This is a genomic window from Burkholderia sp. L27(2015) (genome assembly GCF_009765705.1).
GTDB lineage: Bacteria > Pseudomonadota > Gammaproteobacteria > Burkholderiales > Burkholderiaceae > LMUX01.
The window spans coordinates 1,451,042-1,469,810 of sequence record NZ_LMUX01000021.1 but is presented as its reverse complement, the minus strand read 5'-3'; the positions used below and the strand labels follow the sequence as shown (position 1 = coordinate 1,469,810).

Genomic DNA, 18,769 nt, shown 5'->3' with positions numbered 1-18,769 from the left:
ATCTATGCCATCTGAGAACCGATTTCCTGCCCAAAAAATTCGTCTTGTCGTCTATGTGGTCATCGTCTGCGTCGCTGTATGGGCTTGCATCAGGCTATTCGCCCACTCATCCAACGAGAGCACCAACGACGCTTATGTGACGGCCGATTTCACGCTGGTCGCGCCGCGTGTCCCCGGTCAGCTTACAGAGGTACTCGTAGAGGACAACCAGCAGGTGAAAGCCGGGCAGTTGTTGGTACGTATCGATGACCGCGACTACCGCGCGGCATTGATGAGTGCGCAGGCGGACGTGACGGCGGCAAAAGCATCGGTGGCGAACTACGAGGCCGAGATTGCACGGCAGCCAGCGCTTGTCGATCAGGCGCGTGCCACGCTGCAGGCCGATGATGCGACGATCGCGTATGCGCGACAGAACGCCGCGCGCTACAAGAACCTCTCGGACGCGGGCGCGGGAACGACGCAGGAGCAACAGCATTCTACGAGCACGCTGGCCGAGCAACTCGCACAGCAGGCGCGCAACCGGGCCGTGCTCGTCGCGACTGAGCTGAACCTCGAAGTTCTGCGTACCGAGCGCGACAAGGCGGCGGGCGCGTTGGCCCGCGCCCAGGCCGTGCTCGAGCAGGCGAAACTGAACCTGTCGTATACGGAGATCCATGCGCCGGTCGACGGCAAGGTGGGACGACGTTCGGTGCGAGTCGGCGCATACGTCACGATCGGCACGCCATTGCTCGCCATCGTCCCGCTGTCGGAAGCCTATATCGTCGCCAATTTCCAGGAAAATCAGCTCACCAACATGCGACCGGGCGACCCCGTGCGTATCAAGGTCGACACCTTTCCGGGCGTGGTGATTCGGGGGCATGTCGATAGTCTTGCTCCCGCTACGGGCTTGAGTTTCTCGCCTATCGCACCCGACAACGCAACAGGCAACTTCACCAAGGTCGTCCAGCGCGTGCCGGTCAAGATCACCATCGACCCGGGCCAAGAGGCCGCGGCGCAATTGAGCGTGGGGCTTTCGGTCGAGACGGAGGTTGCCGTTGGCAAGCGTGGCGATACGCGTACCGCAGGAGTCGACGCAAAATGAGGGCGCGCGAATTCTCTTTCCGCACACCGGTGCTTGTGGTGGTGGTGTGCTCCGCGCTTTCGGGCTGCCTGGTCGGCCCGGACTTCAAACGTCCGCAGTCGGCCACGCCCGACGTGTTTGATCGCACTCAGTCTGCGCAGGCCGCCAGCAAAGCCATCGAATCGGACTTTCAGCCTCAATGGTGGGCGCTGTTCAACGATCCCGTGCTGAACTCGCTGGAACAACAACTGGCCGATGCGAACCTCGACGTGGCGGCAGCGTCGGCGCGTCTGCGGCAAAGCCGGGCCGGGCAACGCATTGCGGGTGCCGCGGAATATCCGACGCTGGACGGCGCCGCGTCTTATGACCGCGAGCGTGGCAGTCCGAACGGTATCCTGGGATTGCTGGGCGTCAGCCCAACGGCAAGTCAGCCGCAGTCGGCCTCGGGCAACACGCCGCTTGGCGTGGCGCCGTTGCCGGGCCCCGCGGGCTCGCCGGCTTACAACCTCTACCAGTTCGGCGTGGACGCATCGTGGGAAGTCGACATCTGGGGTCGGGTTCGACGCGGTGTCGAGGGTGCGGTTGCGCTCAGTGACGCCTCGTATGAGGATCGCAACGCCGTCCTGTTGTCGGCTCGCGCTGAACTTGCGCGAGACTACATTCAATTGCGCGACACGCAGGCTCTGCTCGATATAGCGAAACAAAACCTTAAAATCGCCCGCGACCTCACGAAGCTCACGCAAACGCGCGTACATGAGGGCGTCACGACGGACCTGGACGTGGACAACGCTGCCGCACAGGCGGAGACGATCGAAGCCCTGATCCCGACGCTCGAATCGAGTGCCGAGACCACCATCAATGCGATTGGCGTGTTGCTGGCCAAGGAGCCCGGAGCGCTGCGGCAAACCCTCGCGCAGGCGCAGGATGTGCCGACACTCCCAGCCCAGGTGCCGATCGGCATTCCATCGGAGCTGGTGCAGCGTAGACCCGACATCAGGAGAGCGGAGGCTCAGCTGCATGCCGCCACGGCGACGATCGGAATGGCGAAAGCCGACTTCTATCCCCGCATAACGCTCAACGGCAGCGCAGGGTACCAAAGCCTTCAGCTCTCGAATCTCGCCAACTGGGCATCCGGCCAGTTTGTCGTCGGACCGTCGATCACGCTTCCGATATTCGAAGGCGGACGGCTCAAGGGAACACTCCAATTGCGCAAGGCACAAGAGCAGGAAGCGGCGATCGTCTACCAACATACCGTTCTTCAGGCCTGGCGAGAGGTGGACGATGCGCTCGTCGTCTATGACGCCGAACAGCGGCGACGCGATCGTCTGACAACGGTCGTCAGCCTGAACCAGCGCGCGCTGGTGATTGCGCAACAACGGTATAAGGCCGGTGCGATCGATTTTCTCGACGTGCTTAATGTGCAGAGGCAGTTGCTCGACTCGCAAAGCAAGCTCGAGCAAAGCAAGGCCGACGCCGACACCAACCTCATCACGCTGTGCAAGGCGCTCGGCGGCGGGTGGGAGTCGACGTATGCCCAACAAGCCTTGCCTCATTGATGTGGCCGACCTGATACACCATCGTTATCGGTAAAGCGTATATTTATGCGGTAGACGCGATCTCAACGGCCGGTCGCGTGCTCCGCACACTGCACGCGCAGTCGATCGCCGAACGATCTCAAAGCCGCGTGTGGGTCGATGCCATGCAGTCGCGACTGGCCACTTCCTAAGAAGGAACACCAGCGATGGGACTGTCATGGCAACAAGGTCCGCTCTCATTGGGAGCCAACGGCCGATTCCTAGTACCTGACCCTCTGCCCGCGAGGCTGTTATTCGTCGAGCCATTACGCCGGCGATTGCGCGTGCGCTTTGGCGGCGCCTGGATCGCCGATAGCGAGCAGGTCATTCTGCTATTCGAACCCGGCCGGTATCCGGTTGCCTACTTCCCGGAAACCGACATCGCTTCCGCTGTGCTGGAGCGCATCGACCTTAGCACCCGCCACCAGGATCTCGGGCCCACGTCATGGTTCGCGGTGCGTTCGGGTGACCAGGTCGCGCAGCGCGCGGCGTGGCAGCACACCGGCCTGCCCACCCACGCGAGCGAACTGCAGTCACGCGTCGCGTTTGCCTGGCGGGCGATGGACGCGTTCTTTGAGGAGGATGAACGGATCCTCGGCCATGCCGCTGACCCCTACCATCGCATCGACATACGCGAGACGTCCCGTCATCTGGTGGTCCGCCACGGCGAGCAGATCATTGCCGATACCAAGCGGCCGCTCGTTCTCTATGAGTCCGGCTTCGCGCCGCGCTGGTACGTGCCACGCGCGGACGTCAACGAGTCCGCCCTCACCCTCGCGAAAAACCAGACCTTCTGCCCGTACAAGGGGATCTGCAGCTACTACGATATTAGTGAAACCAGTGGCGAAACCCGCGTTGAAACCCGACCCGCAGCCTGGGCTTATCCGGATGCCTACCCTGAGGTGGGCCGCATCGCCAACTGCCTGTCGTTTGAGCCCGACGTCGTCACGGTTCATCTCGATGGCAAGCCACTGCGGCTCGAGCCAGGCCAGAACGTCATCCCGCACGGCCCCGATCGAGAGCTGACGCTGCGTGAGGTGCTTCCGGTCCGCTAACGGCGGGTAGCGGGTCGCAAACCGGGGTCGTGAACCGGGGTCGCGAACTGCGTTGCGAGCACACTCTCGCGATTGAAGGAGAGAAGCATGGCTAGCCTGCTATCGGTGAACGTCGGACTGCCGCGCGACATTGACTGGAAAGGTCGCACGGTCCACACCGGAATCTGGAAGGAGCCGGTGCGTGGGCGCTGCTGGGCCGGCCGCCTGAATCTGACCGGAGACGGCCAAGGCGATCTGGGCGGACACGGGGGCGAGCATCGGGCAGTGTTCGTCTACCAGATCGAGTCATATCGCCATTGGCAGGCGCAACTCCAGCGGACCGGCTTCGAGTACGGACAGTTCGGCGAGAATTTCACGATCGAGGGCATGCCGGACTGCGCAGTATGCATCGGTGATCGTTATCGGATCGGCACTGCCTTGTTCGAGGTGACGCAACCGCGGGTGACCTGCTACCGCGTCGGCATACGCATGAACGAACCCCGCATGGCTGCCCTGCTGACATCGAGCGGGCGGCCCGGATTCTATTTGCGTGTGCTGCAGGAGGGGACCGTCGGCGCGGGCGACGAAATCGTGAAGGTCGGCGAGGCAAACGAGCGCCTGAGCGTCACCGAGATCAACGCGCTCCTGTATTCGGCCCATCATCCGCGCGAGGGGCTGGAACGGGCGCTGCGCATCGAGGCACTTTCGCCCGGGTGGCACGAGTCATTCGAGGCCTTGCTGCGGGACCAGACGACGGGTGCCGCGAACGGGAACGCAGGACTTGTGCCCGCCACCGCTGCGCATCCGGTCGCGCCCGGATTTCGCTCGCTCACGGTAACCGCGATTGAGCAGCCATGCGCCGACGTGCTCTCGTTGACGTTGCAGAGCATGAACGGTCAGCCGCTGCAGACGGCGCTACCCGGTCAGTATGTCGTGTTGCGTCTGCCACGGGGCGCCGGCGGTGCACCACTCTTTCGCAGCTACTCGCTATCAGGCGCCGCATCGACCGAGCGTTATCGGCTCGGGGTCAGGATCGAGCCGAACGGCGCGGCGGGAACCTACTTGCAAACGCTGGTCCATGTAGGAGATGCAATCGACGTCAGCGCACCGCGCGGCAGCTTTGTGCTGCGGCCGGGAGACGGTCCGCTGGTGCTGCTCAGCGCGGGAATCGGCGTCACGCCTGTGCTTGCCATGCTGCACGCGTTGGCCGCAACGGGCTCGACGCGGCAGGTGTGGTGGCTGCACGCCGCTCGCGACCGGCAGCACCACGCGTTCGCGCACGAGGCCCGCGATCTTGTTCACGCCTTGATGCACGGGCGCAGCTATGTGTGCTACAGCCGGCCGGATTTGCGCGAGCACATCGGCGAGGATTTTGACGCGACCGGTCATCTGTCGCGTGCGGCGCTCGACGAGGCAGGCGTGCCGCGCGATGCGGATTTTTACCTCTGCGGCCCAACGCGCTTCATGGCGGACATGAAAACGGCACTCGCCGACCTGAGCGTCGCGCCGCAGCGGATACACACCGAAATCTTCAACGGCGGCGACGCGGCGACCCCTGGGATCGTCGGCGTTGCGACGCGCCCACCACACACGCCGCACGAGGACGCCAGCACAGGGCCACTCGTTTCATTCGCGCGCAGTGGCGTCACGGCACATTGGAATACTGCCGTGTATCCGAGCATCCTGGAGCTGGCCGAAGCATGTGACGTGCCGACTCGATGGGCGTGTCGAACCGGGGTTTGTCATCGATGTGAAAGCGGACTGGTTTCGGGCACGGTCAGTTATGGTCCCGAGCCGCTCGACATGCCTGCGCAAGGGAACGTGCTGGTCTGTTGCGCCCAGCCGGCTGGGGACGTCGTCATCGATCTGTGAGCGCCAATTCCCGCTCGTCGAGGTAGACAGCAGCAGCTCAGGGCTCAAGCATGGTTGACTGACGGGAACAATTGAATTGCCGAGGCGGTGACAATTTCGCGTCGAAACTCGTCCAGAATAGGTAGTGACGCAACAGGTGATCATCATCAGGAAAGAAAATGAAACAACCGATCAGAATCGATTTTGTCTCCGACGTCGCGTGCCCGTGGTGTGCTGTCGGCCTATCCTCGCTGCAACTTGCAGTGTCACGACTGGGCGATACCGTCGACGCCGAATGGGTCATGCATCCCTTCGAACTGAATCCGCAGATGGGCGAGGACGGTGAAGACCTTGTCGAACATATCGGCAAGAAATACGGGCGCACTCCGCAACAGGTGGCCCAAGCGCAAGCTGAGATCCGGCAGCGCGGCTCGGAGGTGGGTTTCACCTTCGGCCCGCGCACCCGCATCTATAACACCTTCGACGCACACCGCCTGATGCATTGGGCCGGTATCGCAGGCAAACAGGTACAGCTTAAACAGGCGCTGCTGCAGGCTTATCACGGCGAGGGCAAGCCCACGAGCAGTCGTGAAGCTCTGGTCGAAGCGGCGGAATCTGTCGGGCTTGACGGCGCGCAGGCACGCTCTATTCTGGAAGGTGGCGACTATGCCAATGAGGTTCGTGCGGAAGAAGAGAAATACCAGGCAATGGGCATCCATTCAGTGCCCTCTATCATTTTTAACAACCGCTACCTGCTGACTGGTGCACAACCCGTCGAAGCATTCGAGAAAGCCATTCAACAAATTCTGGCCGAAGCGTAATGTGACTCTGGAATTGCAACGGCAGGTGCGTCGCTGATAACAGGTGTAGGAGGATGTATGAGCGAAGCAGATCAAGGCGCCACGCGCGTGCGTGAGTTGAGTCATTTCATCGACGGTCAACGCGCCGCTGGCGCGAGCGGCCAGTTCGGCGACGTCTACGATCCGGCGCTAGGCCGCGTGACGGCCCGAGTGCCGGTCGCAAACGCGGCTGAAGTCGCCGCCGCCGTCGCCGCTGCGAAAGCCGCGTTCCCGGCTTGGAGCGAAACCGCGCCGCTCACGCGCGCTCGTCTGATGTTCAAGTTCAAGGCGCTGCTCGACGCGCATACCGATGAGCTCGCCGAGCTCATTACGCGCGATCACGGCAAGCTGTTTTCGGATGCGAAGGGCGAGGTGCTGCGTGGTATCGAAATCGTCGAATTCGCGTGCGGCATTCCGAACCTGCTCAAGACCGAGTTCACCGATCAGATCAGCGGCGGTATCGACAACTGGAATCTACGTCAGCCACTCGGCGTGGCCGCAGGTGTCACGCCGTTCAATTTCCCGGTGGTGGTGCCGTGCTGGATGTTTGTGATGGCAGCCGCGTGCGGCAACACGTTCATCCTGAAGCCCTCGGAACGCACGCCGTCGGCATCGATCCGGCTTGCCGAGCTGTTCATCGAGGCGGGGTTTCCCAAAGGGGTCTTCAATGTCGTGCATGGCAGCAAGGCCGTCGTCGATGCGCTGATCCAGCACCCCGATGTCGTCGCGATGTCGGTCGTCGCCTCGACCCCGGTCGCTGAATACATCTACAGCGAAACCGCAAAGCGCGGCAAGCGCGTGCAGGCATTGGGCAGTGCGAAGAACCATCTGGTCGTCATGCCCGACGCCAATCTTGATCAAGCGGTCGACGCGCTGATCGCCTCTTCGTATGGCTCGGCCGGCGAGCGCTGCATGGCAACCTCGGTCGCCGTGGCGGTAGGACGTATTGGCGATGAGCTGGTCGAGCGCCTCGCGCCGCGCGTGCGCTCGCTCAAGATCGGCGGCGGCATGGAGGAGCCTCTGGACATGGGCCCGCTCATCAGCGCCGCGCATCGCACCAAAGTGTTGGGCTATATCGATGCGGGCATCGCGGCAGGTGCCAAGCTCGTCGTCGATGGTCGCGGCCATAAAGTGGACGGCCACGAGGAAGGCTTCTTTCTCGGTGGCTCGCTCTTTGACAACGTGAAGCCCGATATGACCATCTATCGGGAAGAGATTTTCGGGCCGGTCCTGTCGGTTATCCGCGTGCCTGATCTCGCGAGTGCGATAGCACTGGTCAACGCGCATGAACTCGGGAACTGCGTGTCGTTTTACACCTCTGACGGCGCCGCGGCGCGCGCATTCTCCCGACAGATTCACATCGGCATGGTGGGCATCAACATACCCAGCCCGGTGCCGCCGGCGTGGCATTCGTTTGGGGGCTGGAAACGATCGCTGTTTGGCGATCATCACGCGTATGGCGAGGAAGCGGTGCGCTTTTACACGCACTACAAGAGCGTCATGCAGCGCTGGCCCGACAGCATCGGCAAAGGTGCGGAATTCGCGCTGCCCGCGGCGAAGTAAGGTGAGCACTCCGGCGAGTGGTCAACCGATTTGAACACTCATACCTCCGTCTGCCATCACGACGGACCCGACGATGAAACTGGCACGCTCAGACGCTAAAAACGCAGCAACCTCAGCGATTTCCTCCGGCGCCGCGGCGCGGCCTATCGGCGCACGCTTTCCGTGCTCAGCAAGGAACTCACGGCCATCGCTGCGGAAGTGGTTGAGGATGTTGGTCACCACGTCGCCGACCCCGATGGCATTAACACGAATGCCATGTCCGATTGCTTCCAAGGCCTGGGTCCGAGTTAGTTGGGCAAGAGCGCCTTTCGATGCGGTATAGGCGGAGATGCCGGGAAATGCGAAATAAGACGCATAGGATGCGATATTGACGATGGCACCGGATTGACGTTTCATCATCTCCTTCATCGCCTCGCGCGAATGTAGAAAAGCCCCGGTGACGTTGGTTTCCAACTGCCAGTTCCACTCTTCCCGGGTCATATCAACAATGTTCTTGTAAAGGATACGACCCGCGCAATTGACCAAAACATCTAGCCTGCCGAAGTTTGCGATCGACATTGCCACAGCGCGCTCGGCGACACCGTCTTTCGTGATATCAGCTACGAACGGAACAAGTCCATCGCGGGCCATATCTTCCACCGCCGGGTCGATATCCTCCGCGATAATGAACGCTCCACGGGTGTGAAACAGCTCGGTGATGGCCCGACCGATGCCACTTGCCGCGCCTGTTACGATAACGACTTTTCCCTCAACCTCATTAACATTATGCGTATTCATGTTGCTGCTCCTAAAGGCAGGTAAGTACGCTGGCAATCGCTCGGACATGTTTCATCCGGCATCTTCCCTGGAAGATCGGCCAGCACCAGATGTCATCTTGCCGCTAGCGCGAAGTTGCGTCGCGCGGCCCTTTGCTATCACTATCGCGATTTTGCTATTCGTTTTTTCATGAGAGATGACTGATGGCGAACACTATCCGAACATCTGCGGAAATTTTTCAGGAAGTGATACCCGGCGAATTGATGAGGGAGCACCGCGCCGAGTCTGCCAACGACGTCTTCGTGCAAATCTTGTCGCGACGTCGGCACCAGGAAAATATCGTGATCCCTGCGGTACCCGAGCCATTGATCGTTTGGATAATTTCGGGCGAGGCGATGGTTGAAGAGAGAGTGCCGCGCGGTACATGGAAAGGAAATCGGGTCGTCGAAGGAGACTTCTTTTTGACGACCGCCACTGCGCCAACGGAGATGCGTTGGAACGCTAGCGGTGAGCAGCCCTTCCAGGTCATGCATGTCTACATCGGATTACAGCTGCTTGTGCAAGCAGTACGCGACGTTCATGGCAAGACGGTTCGGGGCTTCGGGCTGCGCGAAGTATCTGGCGAGACCGACAGCGTCTTGTCTTCCTTGCTTGAGCATATAAGGCACGAGCTTAACAAACGGGATCGTCCTAGCAATGTCTACATTCAGGGCATTGCGAAGGCGTTAACAGTTCACTTGGTGCGCAGCTTCAAAACGGCGGCGGGCATGGCACATGGACCACGAGGTGGACTGCAAGCATACAAACTGCACAGGATATTTGATGCCATGACGCGCAGTCTTGCCGAGCCGTTCCTATTAAGTCGCTACGCTGCGCTCGGGGAACTGAGCGAATACCACTTCAGCCGCGTATTCAAGCAATCTACGGGCATGTCACCGTCGAATTACTTCATCTATCTACGCATGGAGCAAGCGAAAAAATTGCTTCAGGAAAGTGAGCAGCCGATCATTGAGGTATGTGCCTCGGTTGGATACTCGAGCCCAAGTCACTTTTCGACACTATTCCGGGCCGTAACCGGCATGACGCCTAGCAAATATCGTGATACCCAAAGGCAAGTCAACGATGATAGTGTCAGATAATTTCTACGCTGTTTTGATACCGACCACGTCCTCCCCGCCAGCCGCGATACCGGCCCAGATCGTTGCGCTTTGGAAGCGGCCCTGGGCACGGCATCGAGTTGAGCGGCGGCATTGGCCAATAAGCGAGCATTCACGGTAGAACGTCATGATTTTATAGGCTGGGCGATAGGCCGCCGTCAATTCGCAGATTCATGCCGGTAATGTAACTTGAAATATTGATCACGCGACCCCATCGAGCTCGTTTCATGTCAGGCAACAGCCGCGTAGTCACACGAAGCGCAGCCAGAACGTTGCGATCATAGGTGGCTATCCATGAAGCGGCTAGCGTATCTGCCCAGCTCTCTTTTGATCCCCCCGAGCCGCCGGCATTGTTGACCAGGATATCGATAGGGCCTGCGAGCTTTACCGCATCCTCGACCAAACGCTGCACATCGTCGTCGTGCGTGAGCTCTCGGCTGCCTGGATTCTCGCCAATGCGCCGGCCAGCGTGACTAGGAATATCACGCTAACTCGCTCCAGCATGATCGCGTTTGCGCAGTAAGCGATTCTTTGTCTGCGAGATTTTTTAGCAAGGCGGCGCAGCGGAGGTCGTTTTTATAGTTGAAGAAGATGGATCGCGCTCAAGGTATATGCCGCGCCTCGATATAGCGGCGCACGACACGCATGCCCTTCACCACCGGATAACAAAACAAGAAGAACCAAACCATCGCATACAGGTAGACCCACAAGATGATTTGCGTCTTGCCGATCGCATTGATGACCGTATTGCAACTGCTCACGAGTTCACCGACACCGATGATCGAAGCCGCGCTAGAAGCCATGACAATCAACACAAAATAATTGGCCCAGTTAGGAACGAACAACATCGCATCGATGTGATTGCCCCCGCGCCACGCCTTGATCGCCACCAACAGATTGTCCGATACAAAGCCGGTCACCGCCATGGACAGCGCGAGCGACGCTTTCAACCATGACGGAATCGGTACGACCACGTTGAAATACGGCACGGAAATCGCGATCGGCAACATGAATACCAGGTAAAACTGAAATACGAAGGTCGGTATATTGCGGGCGAATTCGGTCAACGTGCCGCTAGTGCGGGATACCGACGCGCGCGACGAAGCGCGCATGACGGCAAAGCCGCAGCCCAGCACAGTGCCGAAACTCATCGCCACGATCGAAATGAGGATATTCCACAGAAATCCTCTGGCTAGAAACGGCGACCAATGCAACAAGTCTTTCAGTACTTCGCCGAAACCCATTTCGCCCCCTTCCTCTCCACCAGCCGGAACAACCTGATCACCGTAAAGCTCAGCATCAGGTAGAACAACATCAACGTGTTCATCACGACACCGACATCGCCATGTTCGGCAATGATGGACGTGGACACCGACAACAGATCGGGCACCGATATGGCACTGGCCATCATGGTTGCTTTCGTTACGTTGACCAGGGCGGCCGTCACGGGCGCTGAAGACTGGACGATGACCTCGGGGACGGTTGCCAGCGTCAATCGGAAACCGGCGACCACCTTGCGGCGCGCTTCAGCCGCATTCAGCATGGCATTCATCACGCTGGATCCGGTGGTGAAGGACAAGCAAACCACGACAACCGTGAATGGGTCCAGCCTGATGCCCCAGACCCGGGCGATGACGCTGCCTATGCCAAAAAACAGCACGTAGATCTGCACCAACGGTGGGGTCATCCGGCCCACGAGTGCACTGAACTGGATCGCGCGGCTGGCAACCGCTATGTTCGCGTCGGCCAGGGTGGCAAACACTATGCCCACCAACAAGCTGCCCAGCACGCAAGAGACCGTGAGCGCCAATGTCGTGATCACCCCGTGAACGAACTGGCCACGCTCGTAATCGTCATAGATAAACGTCAGGTTGATGCCGGTCTTCTCCTTGACGTAAAGGCCCAATTTTCTGATGCCGGTGACCTCCGACGAGACGACGAATATCGGGTTGCGGCACTGTGCGGGCCAGACGCCGTTCGCGTCGCGCCGGCAGATGAATTGACCGTTGGCGTCTTTTGCATTCCACCGCCGGGATTCGTCGGCCAGGAAACGGCTGGGCGCCAAGCCCCATTTTTTCTCAAGTGCTATCAAGAAGCCGTCCCGATGCCAGCCGGCCACGGTGTCGCCGATGAACCGGTCGAAATCGCCGCCGCTCTCGGATTGCGCGATGGCGATTGCCCATGGCGTGATCAGCTGTGGCGGCAGCGTTGCCTGGTAATCGTGCCACTCCGGGGAGCGCAGATCGCCGGCAATCGCAGTATTGTCGAATAACCAGCCCACGCAGCGTCTGTCGCGCACGGCAAGCTTGGCATCGCGTCCGCTGCCGTACACTTGCAGCGACAGCAGATTGCGCGTCGTCATGGTGCGATTGAAATAACTACCCTGAGTTGCGCAGACTTGCTGACCGCGCAGATCCGACCATTTGGTCAACGTGACATCGGGCCGGGTCATCAATGTGACACCGGACGAGTAGTAACTGGGTTCCACCATGGTGGCAATTTTTCGCCGCTCAGCCGTATCCGCCGTGGTGGCAATCACCACATCCACCCGGCCGTCGTCCAATGCTTGCAAGCGGTTGGCGCCCGTCACCGCGACCGTGCGTAGTTTCACGCCGAGTTGCCTGGCCAGATCGACAGCCAGATCATGTTCAAGACCGATAGGCGTGCCCTCGGAATCCAGCATCCCGAATGGCGGGTAATCCACCTTCACGCCGACCACGACTTCTCCGCGCTTCTTGATCATGTCCATGCGGCCGGAGGCGACCGCATGGGCGGCGCTCGTCAGCAGCAGGATAAAAATTACGGACAAGAGAAATCGAGCTCTGCGCATGGGATTTTTCGATTGAATCGGCACCTCGATCGGCGAGGCATCACGATTATCTAGACGGGATCGGCTGTCACACGAATGCAATAACCTAGCGACGCAGGCAGTATCCGGACTATCAGGTTGTCGAACCAACGCGCCAGCGAAGATTGGGTCACCAGCCATTCCGGCAGAAAGCTTTCCGGCCCACATTCGCTCATCTTGAATCCGGATAGCGCCAGTTCTTCACGCAGTCTGGCCACCGAATAAAGGTGATAAAAAAACACGACGGGCCTGCCGTCGATGGCGCGCGAAAAAAAGATATTTCCGGGTTCGTTCTGAGGAGCGCGTGCCAGACCGAGGCGACGACTAACCCAGAATTTCAACAATTCCATGGGTCTGCGTCGATAAATGCTGGGCACCGACAGGATGAGCTTTCCATTGGGCGTAATCAGCGAACGGACTTTGCGTAATGCATCGATGCGCTTGGCACGAATACCGATATGCGACAAGACGCCGAACAACATCAACACGACGTCATGCGGCTTCTCCGGGTCTAAATTCTCGAGCTCGCCGTGGATCAAGGTCACGCGATCACGGTGTGGGGTTCGTTGCAGAACCGACTCGAATTCGGCAAGCGACGCCCGCGAAATGTCGTAGCCCGTTATTCTGGCTTGCGTGCGCTCCAGCAGGGCCAGCCCATAACGCCCATTGCCACAGCCGAAGTCGAGAATATTCGTCCCGCTGCCCGCCCCCCTTGCCATTACATATTCGAGCGTCGCATAATTAGGGACCGGATAGCGCAAACGGTATTCATCGCTCGAAAAATAGTGGTCGTACGTTTCGGTCATCGCCGCCGTAACGTCGACTGTTTGCTCGTCCATTTCGCCACACCCCTGGTTGGTCGGGCGGAGTCTAGACGACCTTGAGTGAGGGTATTGATCGAGCGTCTCAGGTTTTGAAATAAGTTTCTGTTACGAAGACAAAAGTGTCGATATTGATTAGGAAACGAGTAGAAAAGCCATGGCGATCGATTTCATTGACGGGGGGGCATCTGCGCCCAAGCTCATCCACACCCACTTCACCACGCAAAACGAAGCGCAGGCACATCAAATACTCGCCTGGCGGGATCGGGTCGGCCATATCCTGGATGTGCCGATCGCGCGCGCACAAGTGGCCAATGGGTTCCACGGAACGATAGATAGTTACCGAGTCAAAGATGTGATGTTTTTGGATAGCCTCACCGATCCCTTGTCGCAGACGCGTTCGGTGACGCGGATTTCCAGGGACAACATGCGCGATTATGTTTTCCACGTGGTCGTGGAGGGATCTATCGAGACCGTGACGGGCTTGTACCCAGAGCGCACCGCTATGCAAGCCGGGCCCGGCATCCTCGCGCTGGATATGGACCAGCCGATGCGCATGAAGCGCCCCGCCTGCCGGGTGCAGGCATTCTACGTGGCGCGCGCGTTGGTGGATGCGATCGTTCCGGCAGCGGAATCGATTCATGGCCGCGTGATTGAATACACCTCACCGATTGCCCGCATGATCCCCGCGCAGTTGGCCGCGCTCAGCCGCTTGCGTACCATGACCGCGGACGAGGCGCACAGCGCCATCAGCACCTGTGCCCAGTTGATCGCGATCGCTTTCGGCAAACAGACGCGCCTGAGCGGCAGCGCACATATCGCAGCGCGCGCCGCCATGTTCAGCGCCGCGCGGCGTTATATCCATGACAATCTGCATCAGCCCGATCTATCGCCCGAAAGCGTGCTCAATGCGTCGCGGTTGTCTCGCGCTACCCTGTATCGCCTGTTTGAGAGCGAGGGCGGTCTGTCTACCTATATTCGCAACCGCAGGCTGCGCGAGGCAGCCGATGAGCTAGTGCGGTTTCCACATATGGCTGTGATAGAAATTGCTTTCGGACTCGGTTTCAAGAGCGCGTCGGATTTCAATCACGCCTTTCGCCGTGCCTACGACATGTCGCCGCTTGATTTTCGCGCACGGACCTGATCGTGGACTTGATGGCTGGTGTGTTTTGTCACATCAGCATATTAACTACCTGCTAAACGACGAGTTCTTGTGCAGCAGGGTCGCCATTGCCTGTAACGCGAGTAAATATCCGTCGACTCCCAGTCCGCAAATCACTGCCGTCGCCACTCGCGAAATCAGCGAGTTACGATGCGTTTCCTCGCGGCGATGAATGTTCGTAATATGCAGTTCCAGCACGGGGCGCTGCGTCAGCTTGACGGCATCGAGGACCGGAATGGACGCAAAGGAGAAGCCGGCCGGGTTGAGTATGATGCCGGCGTCCCGCTCGAATGCTTCCTGTAGCCAGTCCACCATTGTTGCCTCGCTATTGGTCTGACGAAACTCGCATGCGAGGTCGAGCTTAAACGCCAGGGCCTTCACCTGGCGTTCGACTTCAGCCAAGGTGGTGGTGCCGTATAGATGCGGCTCGCGCTTTCCCAGCATGTTGAGGTTCGGGCCATTCAATACGTATACGAGTTCTGTCATGGTTAGATCGCTTAAATAAGGTCAACCCGTAAGGTCAACCCGTAAGGTCAACCCGTGGAGTCATCCCTTAGGGTCGACACGGTGGCCAACGCCATAGTCAACGCGGCCGCCGAATGGCGGTCCGCTCAAGGTTTTTCAGTGTGGTTTGGTGAGACCGACATCAGCAAACCCCGCTGTGCCGGACAGTTTGGCCGCAGGGTCCGTGCGATTCATGTCGATGCCCAAGGTCTCCGGAGCGGTCAAGATCGCTATCAAGGAAATGACGTTGAACGCGACGCAAACGCCGACCACGCCCCACGGCGAGCCATTACAAATCGAGAACAGCCACACCGCCAACACCGGCATCGGTCCGCCCGCAATCAGGTTTGCACCCGTGTAGGCCAGCGCAGAACCCGAATACCGCACGTTCGTCGGGAACGCCTCGGCAAACGCAACCGGCTGGATACCGCTCTGGAATTGCGTGAAGCCCAGGAACAACCCCATGATGGCCAACATCGGAACAAAACTCTTCGTATCCAGGATCTGGAAGTAAACAAAGAGAATCAGCAGCGTGGCAATGGAACCCAAGGCAAGCGCCTTTTTACGCCCTATCTTGTCGCTCAGCATTCCTCCGGCCAGGGCGCCGACAATCGCGCAAACATTGGCGCCCATGAGCAGCAGGAAGCCGGTTTGCTTCGGCACGGCGAGCGTCTTGGTGATGTAGCTCAGCGAGAACACCACGATCAGGTAAAAGATCGCCGCAGGGCCGCAGAAGAACAACATCCAGCGAAGCACAGTCCGCCAGTGGAACCGCAGCGCATCGCGAAGCGGATTGCCCACCTGTACAACCTGCGTCTTGCGCATTTCCTCGAATGCCGGCGTCTCGCTCACTTTCAAACGCACATAGAGGCCGACCGCGACAAGCACGAAGCTCAAGAGGAACGGAATACGCCAGCCGTATGACTCGAAATCCGCCGCCGACATCGTGGATGCCAACAGCAACAAAGCCCCGTTGGCGAATATCTGGGCGAACGGCGAGCACAGGCCAAGCAGCCCCGAATACCGACCGCGACGCTCGGGGCTCGCATGTTCGATCGCCATCAGTTGCGCGCCTGTCGATTCGCCACCCAGCGCGAAACCTTGCAGGATGCGCAGTGCGACGAGCAACACGGGCGCCCACACTCCGATGCTGGCGTAGGTCGGTAGCAGCCCCATCAGCACGGACGAAAGCCCCATGATCGTGACGGTTGCGAGCATCAGGTTGCGGCGGCCCAGTTTGTCACCGAGATGCCCGCAGATGATGGCACCCAGCGGCCGGGCTGCAAGGCCAACGCCAAACGTGGCCAACGACGCGAGCAAGGCAGACGTGGGATCCATCGAAGGAAAGAACAGCCGGGGCAGCAGTGTTGCCGCCAGCGCGCCGTACAGCGTGAAATCGAACCACTCCAGCGCGGTGCCGATCGTGGCGGCGGTAACGGCTCGCGCGCGCATTCCAGCGGACGAGTGGTGCGAGTGGTGTTGCGCCTCGTGCATCATGTTGTCTCCTTGTCCCGCTATGTTGCAGGACGTCAAACGGTAGCGTGCATCGGCAGGTCGATGCCCAGCCCCGGTTCTTGTGAAGTCGTTTTAATCGAATGCCCTGCGCGTAGCAATGCATTTGCGTGCCGGCAAACAACTCATTTGCGTGTCGGCAAACGTTTCATTTGGCGCCCGCAAACAAATCCTAGCAGCGATACTGGAACACTGTTCCATACTGGAATTTCATTTCTTATTATGAGATGATGAACGGGTAATGGCGCTGCCATCTTCAAGAAAACAAACGGAGCCTTTCATGTCCAGCGTCCTCGAGCGCACGCTCGCGATCCTCGAACATCTCGCGACCCAGGTCGAAGGCACGCCGTTGGCGATGATCGCCGACGACCTCGACATACCGCGTAGTGCTTGTCATCGCCTGCTCACTGACCTCAAGCGCTGCGGCTATGTTCGTCAATTGCGCGAGCATGGCGACTACGTGCTCACGACCAAGCTGGTGGGCTTGGGCCTCGGCTTTCTGGCCACGTCGGGAATCGTCGACATTGCGCAGGCCGCGCTCGACCGCCTCGCCGAACTATCGGGCGAGCTGGTACGCCTCGCGATCGTCGATGACGATCGACTGACCTGGGTGGCCAAAGCACAAGGCGCGTTGAAGGGCCTGCGTTACGATCCGGATATGGGGATGGACACGACGCTCTCGTGCAGCGCGACGGGCCATGCCTGGATGCTGACGATGACGGACGAACGCGCGCTCGAATTGGTATCGCGTCAAGGGTTCGGACAACCCAAACAATACGGACCGAAGGCGCCAACGACCGTCGCAGGTTTGTTGGCCTATATCCATGCGGCGCGCGAGCGCGGGTATGCCACCATCAGCGAAGTCTTTGCCCCGGGAATGACGGCAATGGCAGCGCCCATACAACGACGCGGTTACCCCGCCATGGGTGTGATCAGCATTGCCGGGCCTTTGGTGAGGCTGGACGAAAAGCGTATGGCGCAGCTCGGTCCGACGCTAGTGGCGGCGGCTGCAGAACTGGCCGCAGCCAGCCACGCCTCGCCGCTCTTTAGCCGCGGGCGTTGATCAAGCGGCTTGCTCACGCGCGCGTCGATCACGTGGGTCAATCAAGCGGTCGGTCAAGCGGGTCGGTCAAGCTACAGGTGCTGCGCCGCGCGCTGCTGCCCTGAAGGCATCGCGCAACGCCTGCGAAAAAGCGGTGCGCGGCCCGCCGGCGCGTAGCGTCAGTCCCACTGACTCCTGCGTGCCCGAGCCGGCCAACGACAAGCAGGTGAACGAGCCATTGGACAAATCGCGCGCGACGGCACTGCGCGGCACGAACCAAACCGCATCGCTTTCCAACGTGAGCGCACGCCCTGCCGACACCGATAGCAGTTCGATGACGGACGTGAGCGCGACAACACCGCTCGCAGCCAGCAGATGATCGGCCAATTGCCGAATCACCGTTCCTGTCGGAGGCAGCACCACGGGGTAGTCCGGAATGCGTGCCGGGTCGCCGCCGGCCTTGGCCTGTAACGGATGACCCACGCGCACCACGACGACCAGCGGCTCGCTATACAAATATTCAAAATCCAGACCTGTCATGAATTCCGGATCGGCGGCTCGGTTGATCGCAAGTTCGATGTCGCCCGCGCGTAACTTCATCAACAATTCCCGATTGGTGCCGGTCACGACGCGCAGTGATACGTCTGGCCATTCGCGCTGCAAATAGCCCAGCGCCGCCGGCAAGAGCGCGGCGCTCAGCGTGGGCAAAATGCCGAGACTGGCATAGCCCGCCTTTCGCGTAGACACATCCGTCAAAGCTCCCATGCCGGCACGCAGTGCAGCCATGCAAGCCCGGGCATGGGGCAGAAACCGCAGCGCCTCGCGCGTGGCCACAGCGCCCCCGCGCCCGCGCACGAACAAGGCCACACCCAGCATGTCTTCGAGCTCGGCCAGTGTTTTCGACACCGCCGGTTGAGTAATCGCCAGCCGCGTCGCCGCTTTCTGCAAGCTGCCTTGATCGGCAACTGCCAGAAAGCACTGCAGGTGGCGCAGCTTGACGCGCCCGGCGGTAAATGAGTTTTCGTCGGTCAATTTTGTATAACCAG

17 protein-coding genes are annotated in these 18,769 nt (G+C 59.9%); 9 read left to right on the top strand and 8 right to left on the bottom strand.

Translation table 11 applies throughout. From position 1 onward, the window contains the following. Positions 1-4 precede the first annotated feature (4 nt). The 6 genes from GSQ77_RS24950 to GSQ77_RS24925 all read left to right on the top strand — a co-directional run bounded on the left by GSQ77_RS24950 (position 5) and on the right by GSQ77_RS24925 (position 7,921). Positions 5-1,081 (top strand): HlyD family secretion protein, encoded by a 1,077-nt coding sequence (locus tag GSQ77_RS24950; protein ID WP_158905837.1) that lies wholly within the window; start codon positions 5-7, stop codon positions 1,079-1,081. Then, positions 1,078-2,616, top strand: coding sequence for an efflux transporter outer membrane subunit (locus tag GSQ77_RS24945; protein ID WP_158905835.1), 1,539 nt, complete (start codon positions 1,078-1,080; stop codon positions 2,614-2,616). Before GSQ77_RS24950 ends, GSQ77_RS24945 begins: the two co-directional genes overlap by 4 nt. Before the next feature lie 302 nt (positions 2,617-2,918). After that, positions 2,919-3,689 (top strand): DUF427 domain-containing protein, encoded by a 771-nt coding sequence (locus GSQ77_RS24940; RefSeq protein ID WP_216854938.1) that lies wholly within the window; start codon positions 2,919-2,921, stop codon positions 3,687-3,689. Positions 3,690-3,776: 87 nt separating this feature from the next. Next, entirely contained in the window at positions 3,777-5,540 is a 1,764-nt protein-coding gene (locus tag GSQ77_RS24935) for an MOSC and FAD-binding oxidoreductase domain-containing protein (RefSeq protein ID WP_158905831.1), read from the top strand. A gap of 158 nt (positions 5,541-5,698) precedes the next feature. Continuing rightward, entirely contained in the window at positions 5,699-6,340 is a 642-nt protein-coding gene (locus tag GSQ77_RS24930) for a DsbA family oxidoreductase (RefSeq protein ID WP_158905829.1), read from the top strand. A gap of 57 nt (positions 6,341-6,397) precedes the next feature. Further along, positions 6,398-7,921, top strand: a complete 1,524-nt coding sequence (locus GSQ77_RS24925; RefSeq protein WP_158905827.1) for a CoA-acylating methylmalonate-semialdehyde dehydrogenase — start codon at positions 6,398-6,400, stop codon at positions 7,919-7,921. Between the two features lie 21 nt (positions 7,922-7,942). Here the strand turns inward: GSQ77_RS24925 and GSQ77_RS24920 are convergent, their stop codons facing one another. Then, positions 7,943-8,698: an SDR family NAD(P)-dependent oxidoreductase gene (locus GSQ77_RS24920; RefSeq protein WP_158905825.1), complete on the bottom strand. Its 756-nt coding sequence runs from the start codon at positions 8,696-8,698 to the stop codon at positions 7,943-7,945. Positions 8,699-8,880: 182 nt separating this feature from the next. Here GSQ77_RS24920 and GSQ77_RS24915 point away from each other — a divergent pair, with 182 nt between their 5' ends. Further along, complete coding sequence (locus GSQ77_RS24915; RefSeq protein ID WP_158905823.1) at positions 8,881-9,816, top strand: helix-turn-helix domain-containing protein; 936 nt, start codon at positions 8,881-8,883, stop codon at positions 9,814-9,816. 151 nt (positions 9,817-9,967) lie between these two features. Here the strand turns inward: GSQ77_RS24915 and GSQ77_RS24910 are convergent, their stop codons facing one another. The 4 genes from GSQ77_RS24910 to GSQ77_RS24895 all read right to left on the bottom strand — a co-directional run bounded on the left by GSQ77_RS24910 (position 9,968) and on the right by GSQ77_RS24895 (position 13,521). Then, positions 9,968-10,291, bottom strand: a complete 324-nt coding sequence (locus GSQ77_RS24910; protein WP_301951185.1) for an SDR family NAD(P)-dependent oxidoreductase — start codon at positions 10,289-10,291, stop codon at positions 9,968-9,970. 145 nt (positions 10,292-10,436) lie between these two features. After that, on the bottom strand, positions 10,437-11,078 hold the full coding sequence (locus tag GSQ77_RS24905; RefSeq protein WP_158905821.1) for an ABC transporter permease subunit: 642 nt from the start codon (positions 11,076-11,078) through the stop codon (positions 10,437-10,439). Further along, positions 11,057-12,643, bottom strand: coding sequence for an ABC transporter permease subunit (locus tag GSQ77_RS24900; protein WP_158905819.1), 1,587 nt, complete (start codon positions 12,641-12,643; stop codon positions 11,057-11,059). Before GSQ77_RS24900 ends, GSQ77_RS24905 begins: the two co-directional genes overlap by 22 nt. A 71-nt stretch (positions 12,644-12,714) precedes the next feature. Beyond that, positions 12,715-13,521: a bifunctional 2-polyprenyl-6-hydroxyphenol methylase/3-demethylubiquinol 3-O-methyltransferase UbiG gene (locus GSQ77_RS24895; RefSeq protein ID WP_158905817.1), complete on the bottom strand. Its 807-nt coding sequence runs from the start codon at positions 13,519-13,521 to the stop codon at positions 12,715-12,717. 139 nt (positions 13,522-13,660) lie between these two features. Here GSQ77_RS24895 and GSQ77_RS24890 point away from each other — a divergent pair, with 139 nt between their 5' ends. Continuing rightward, positions 13,661-14,647 carry an AraC family transcriptional regulator gene (locus GSQ77_RS24890; RefSeq protein ID WP_158905815.1) on the top strand — a complete coding sequence of 329 codons (987 nt, stop codon included), beginning with the start codon at positions 13,661-13,663 and terminating at the stop codon, positions 14,645-14,647. Positions 14,648-14,692: 45 nt separating this feature from the next. On the opposite strand, the gene GSQ77_RS24885 is transcribed toward GSQ77_RS24890, so the two are convergent. Continuing rightward, a complete protein-coding gene (locus GSQ77_RS24885; protein WP_158905813.1) occupies positions 14,693-15,151 on the bottom strand; it encodes a type II 3-dehydroquinate dehydratase in 459 nt (152 codons plus the stop codon). 135 nt (positions 15,152-15,286) lie between these two features. Further along, a complete protein-coding gene (locus tag GSQ77_RS24880) occupies positions 15,287-16,666 on the bottom strand; it encodes an MFS transporter (protein WP_158905811.1) in 1,380 nt (459 codons plus the stop codon). Between the two features lie 295 nt (positions 16,667-16,961). On the opposite strand from GSQ77_RS24880, the gene GSQ77_RS24875 reads away from it, so the two are divergent. Continuing rightward, positions 16,962-17,744, top strand: a complete 783-nt coding sequence (locus GSQ77_RS24875) for an IclR family transcriptional regulator (protein ID WP_158905809.1) — start codon at positions 16,962-16,964, stop codon at positions 17,742-17,744. Positions 17,745-17,810: 66 nt separating this feature from the next. Here GSQ77_RS24875 and pcaQ read toward each other — a convergent pair whose 3' ends face one another. Then, on the bottom strand, positions 17,811-18,755 hold the full coding sequence (pcaQ, locus tag GSQ77_RS24870; RefSeq protein ID WP_158905807.1) for a pca operon transcription factor PcaQ: 945 nt from the start codon (positions 18,753-18,755) through the stop codon (positions 17,811-17,813). Positions 18,756-18,769 lie beyond the last annotated feature (14 nt).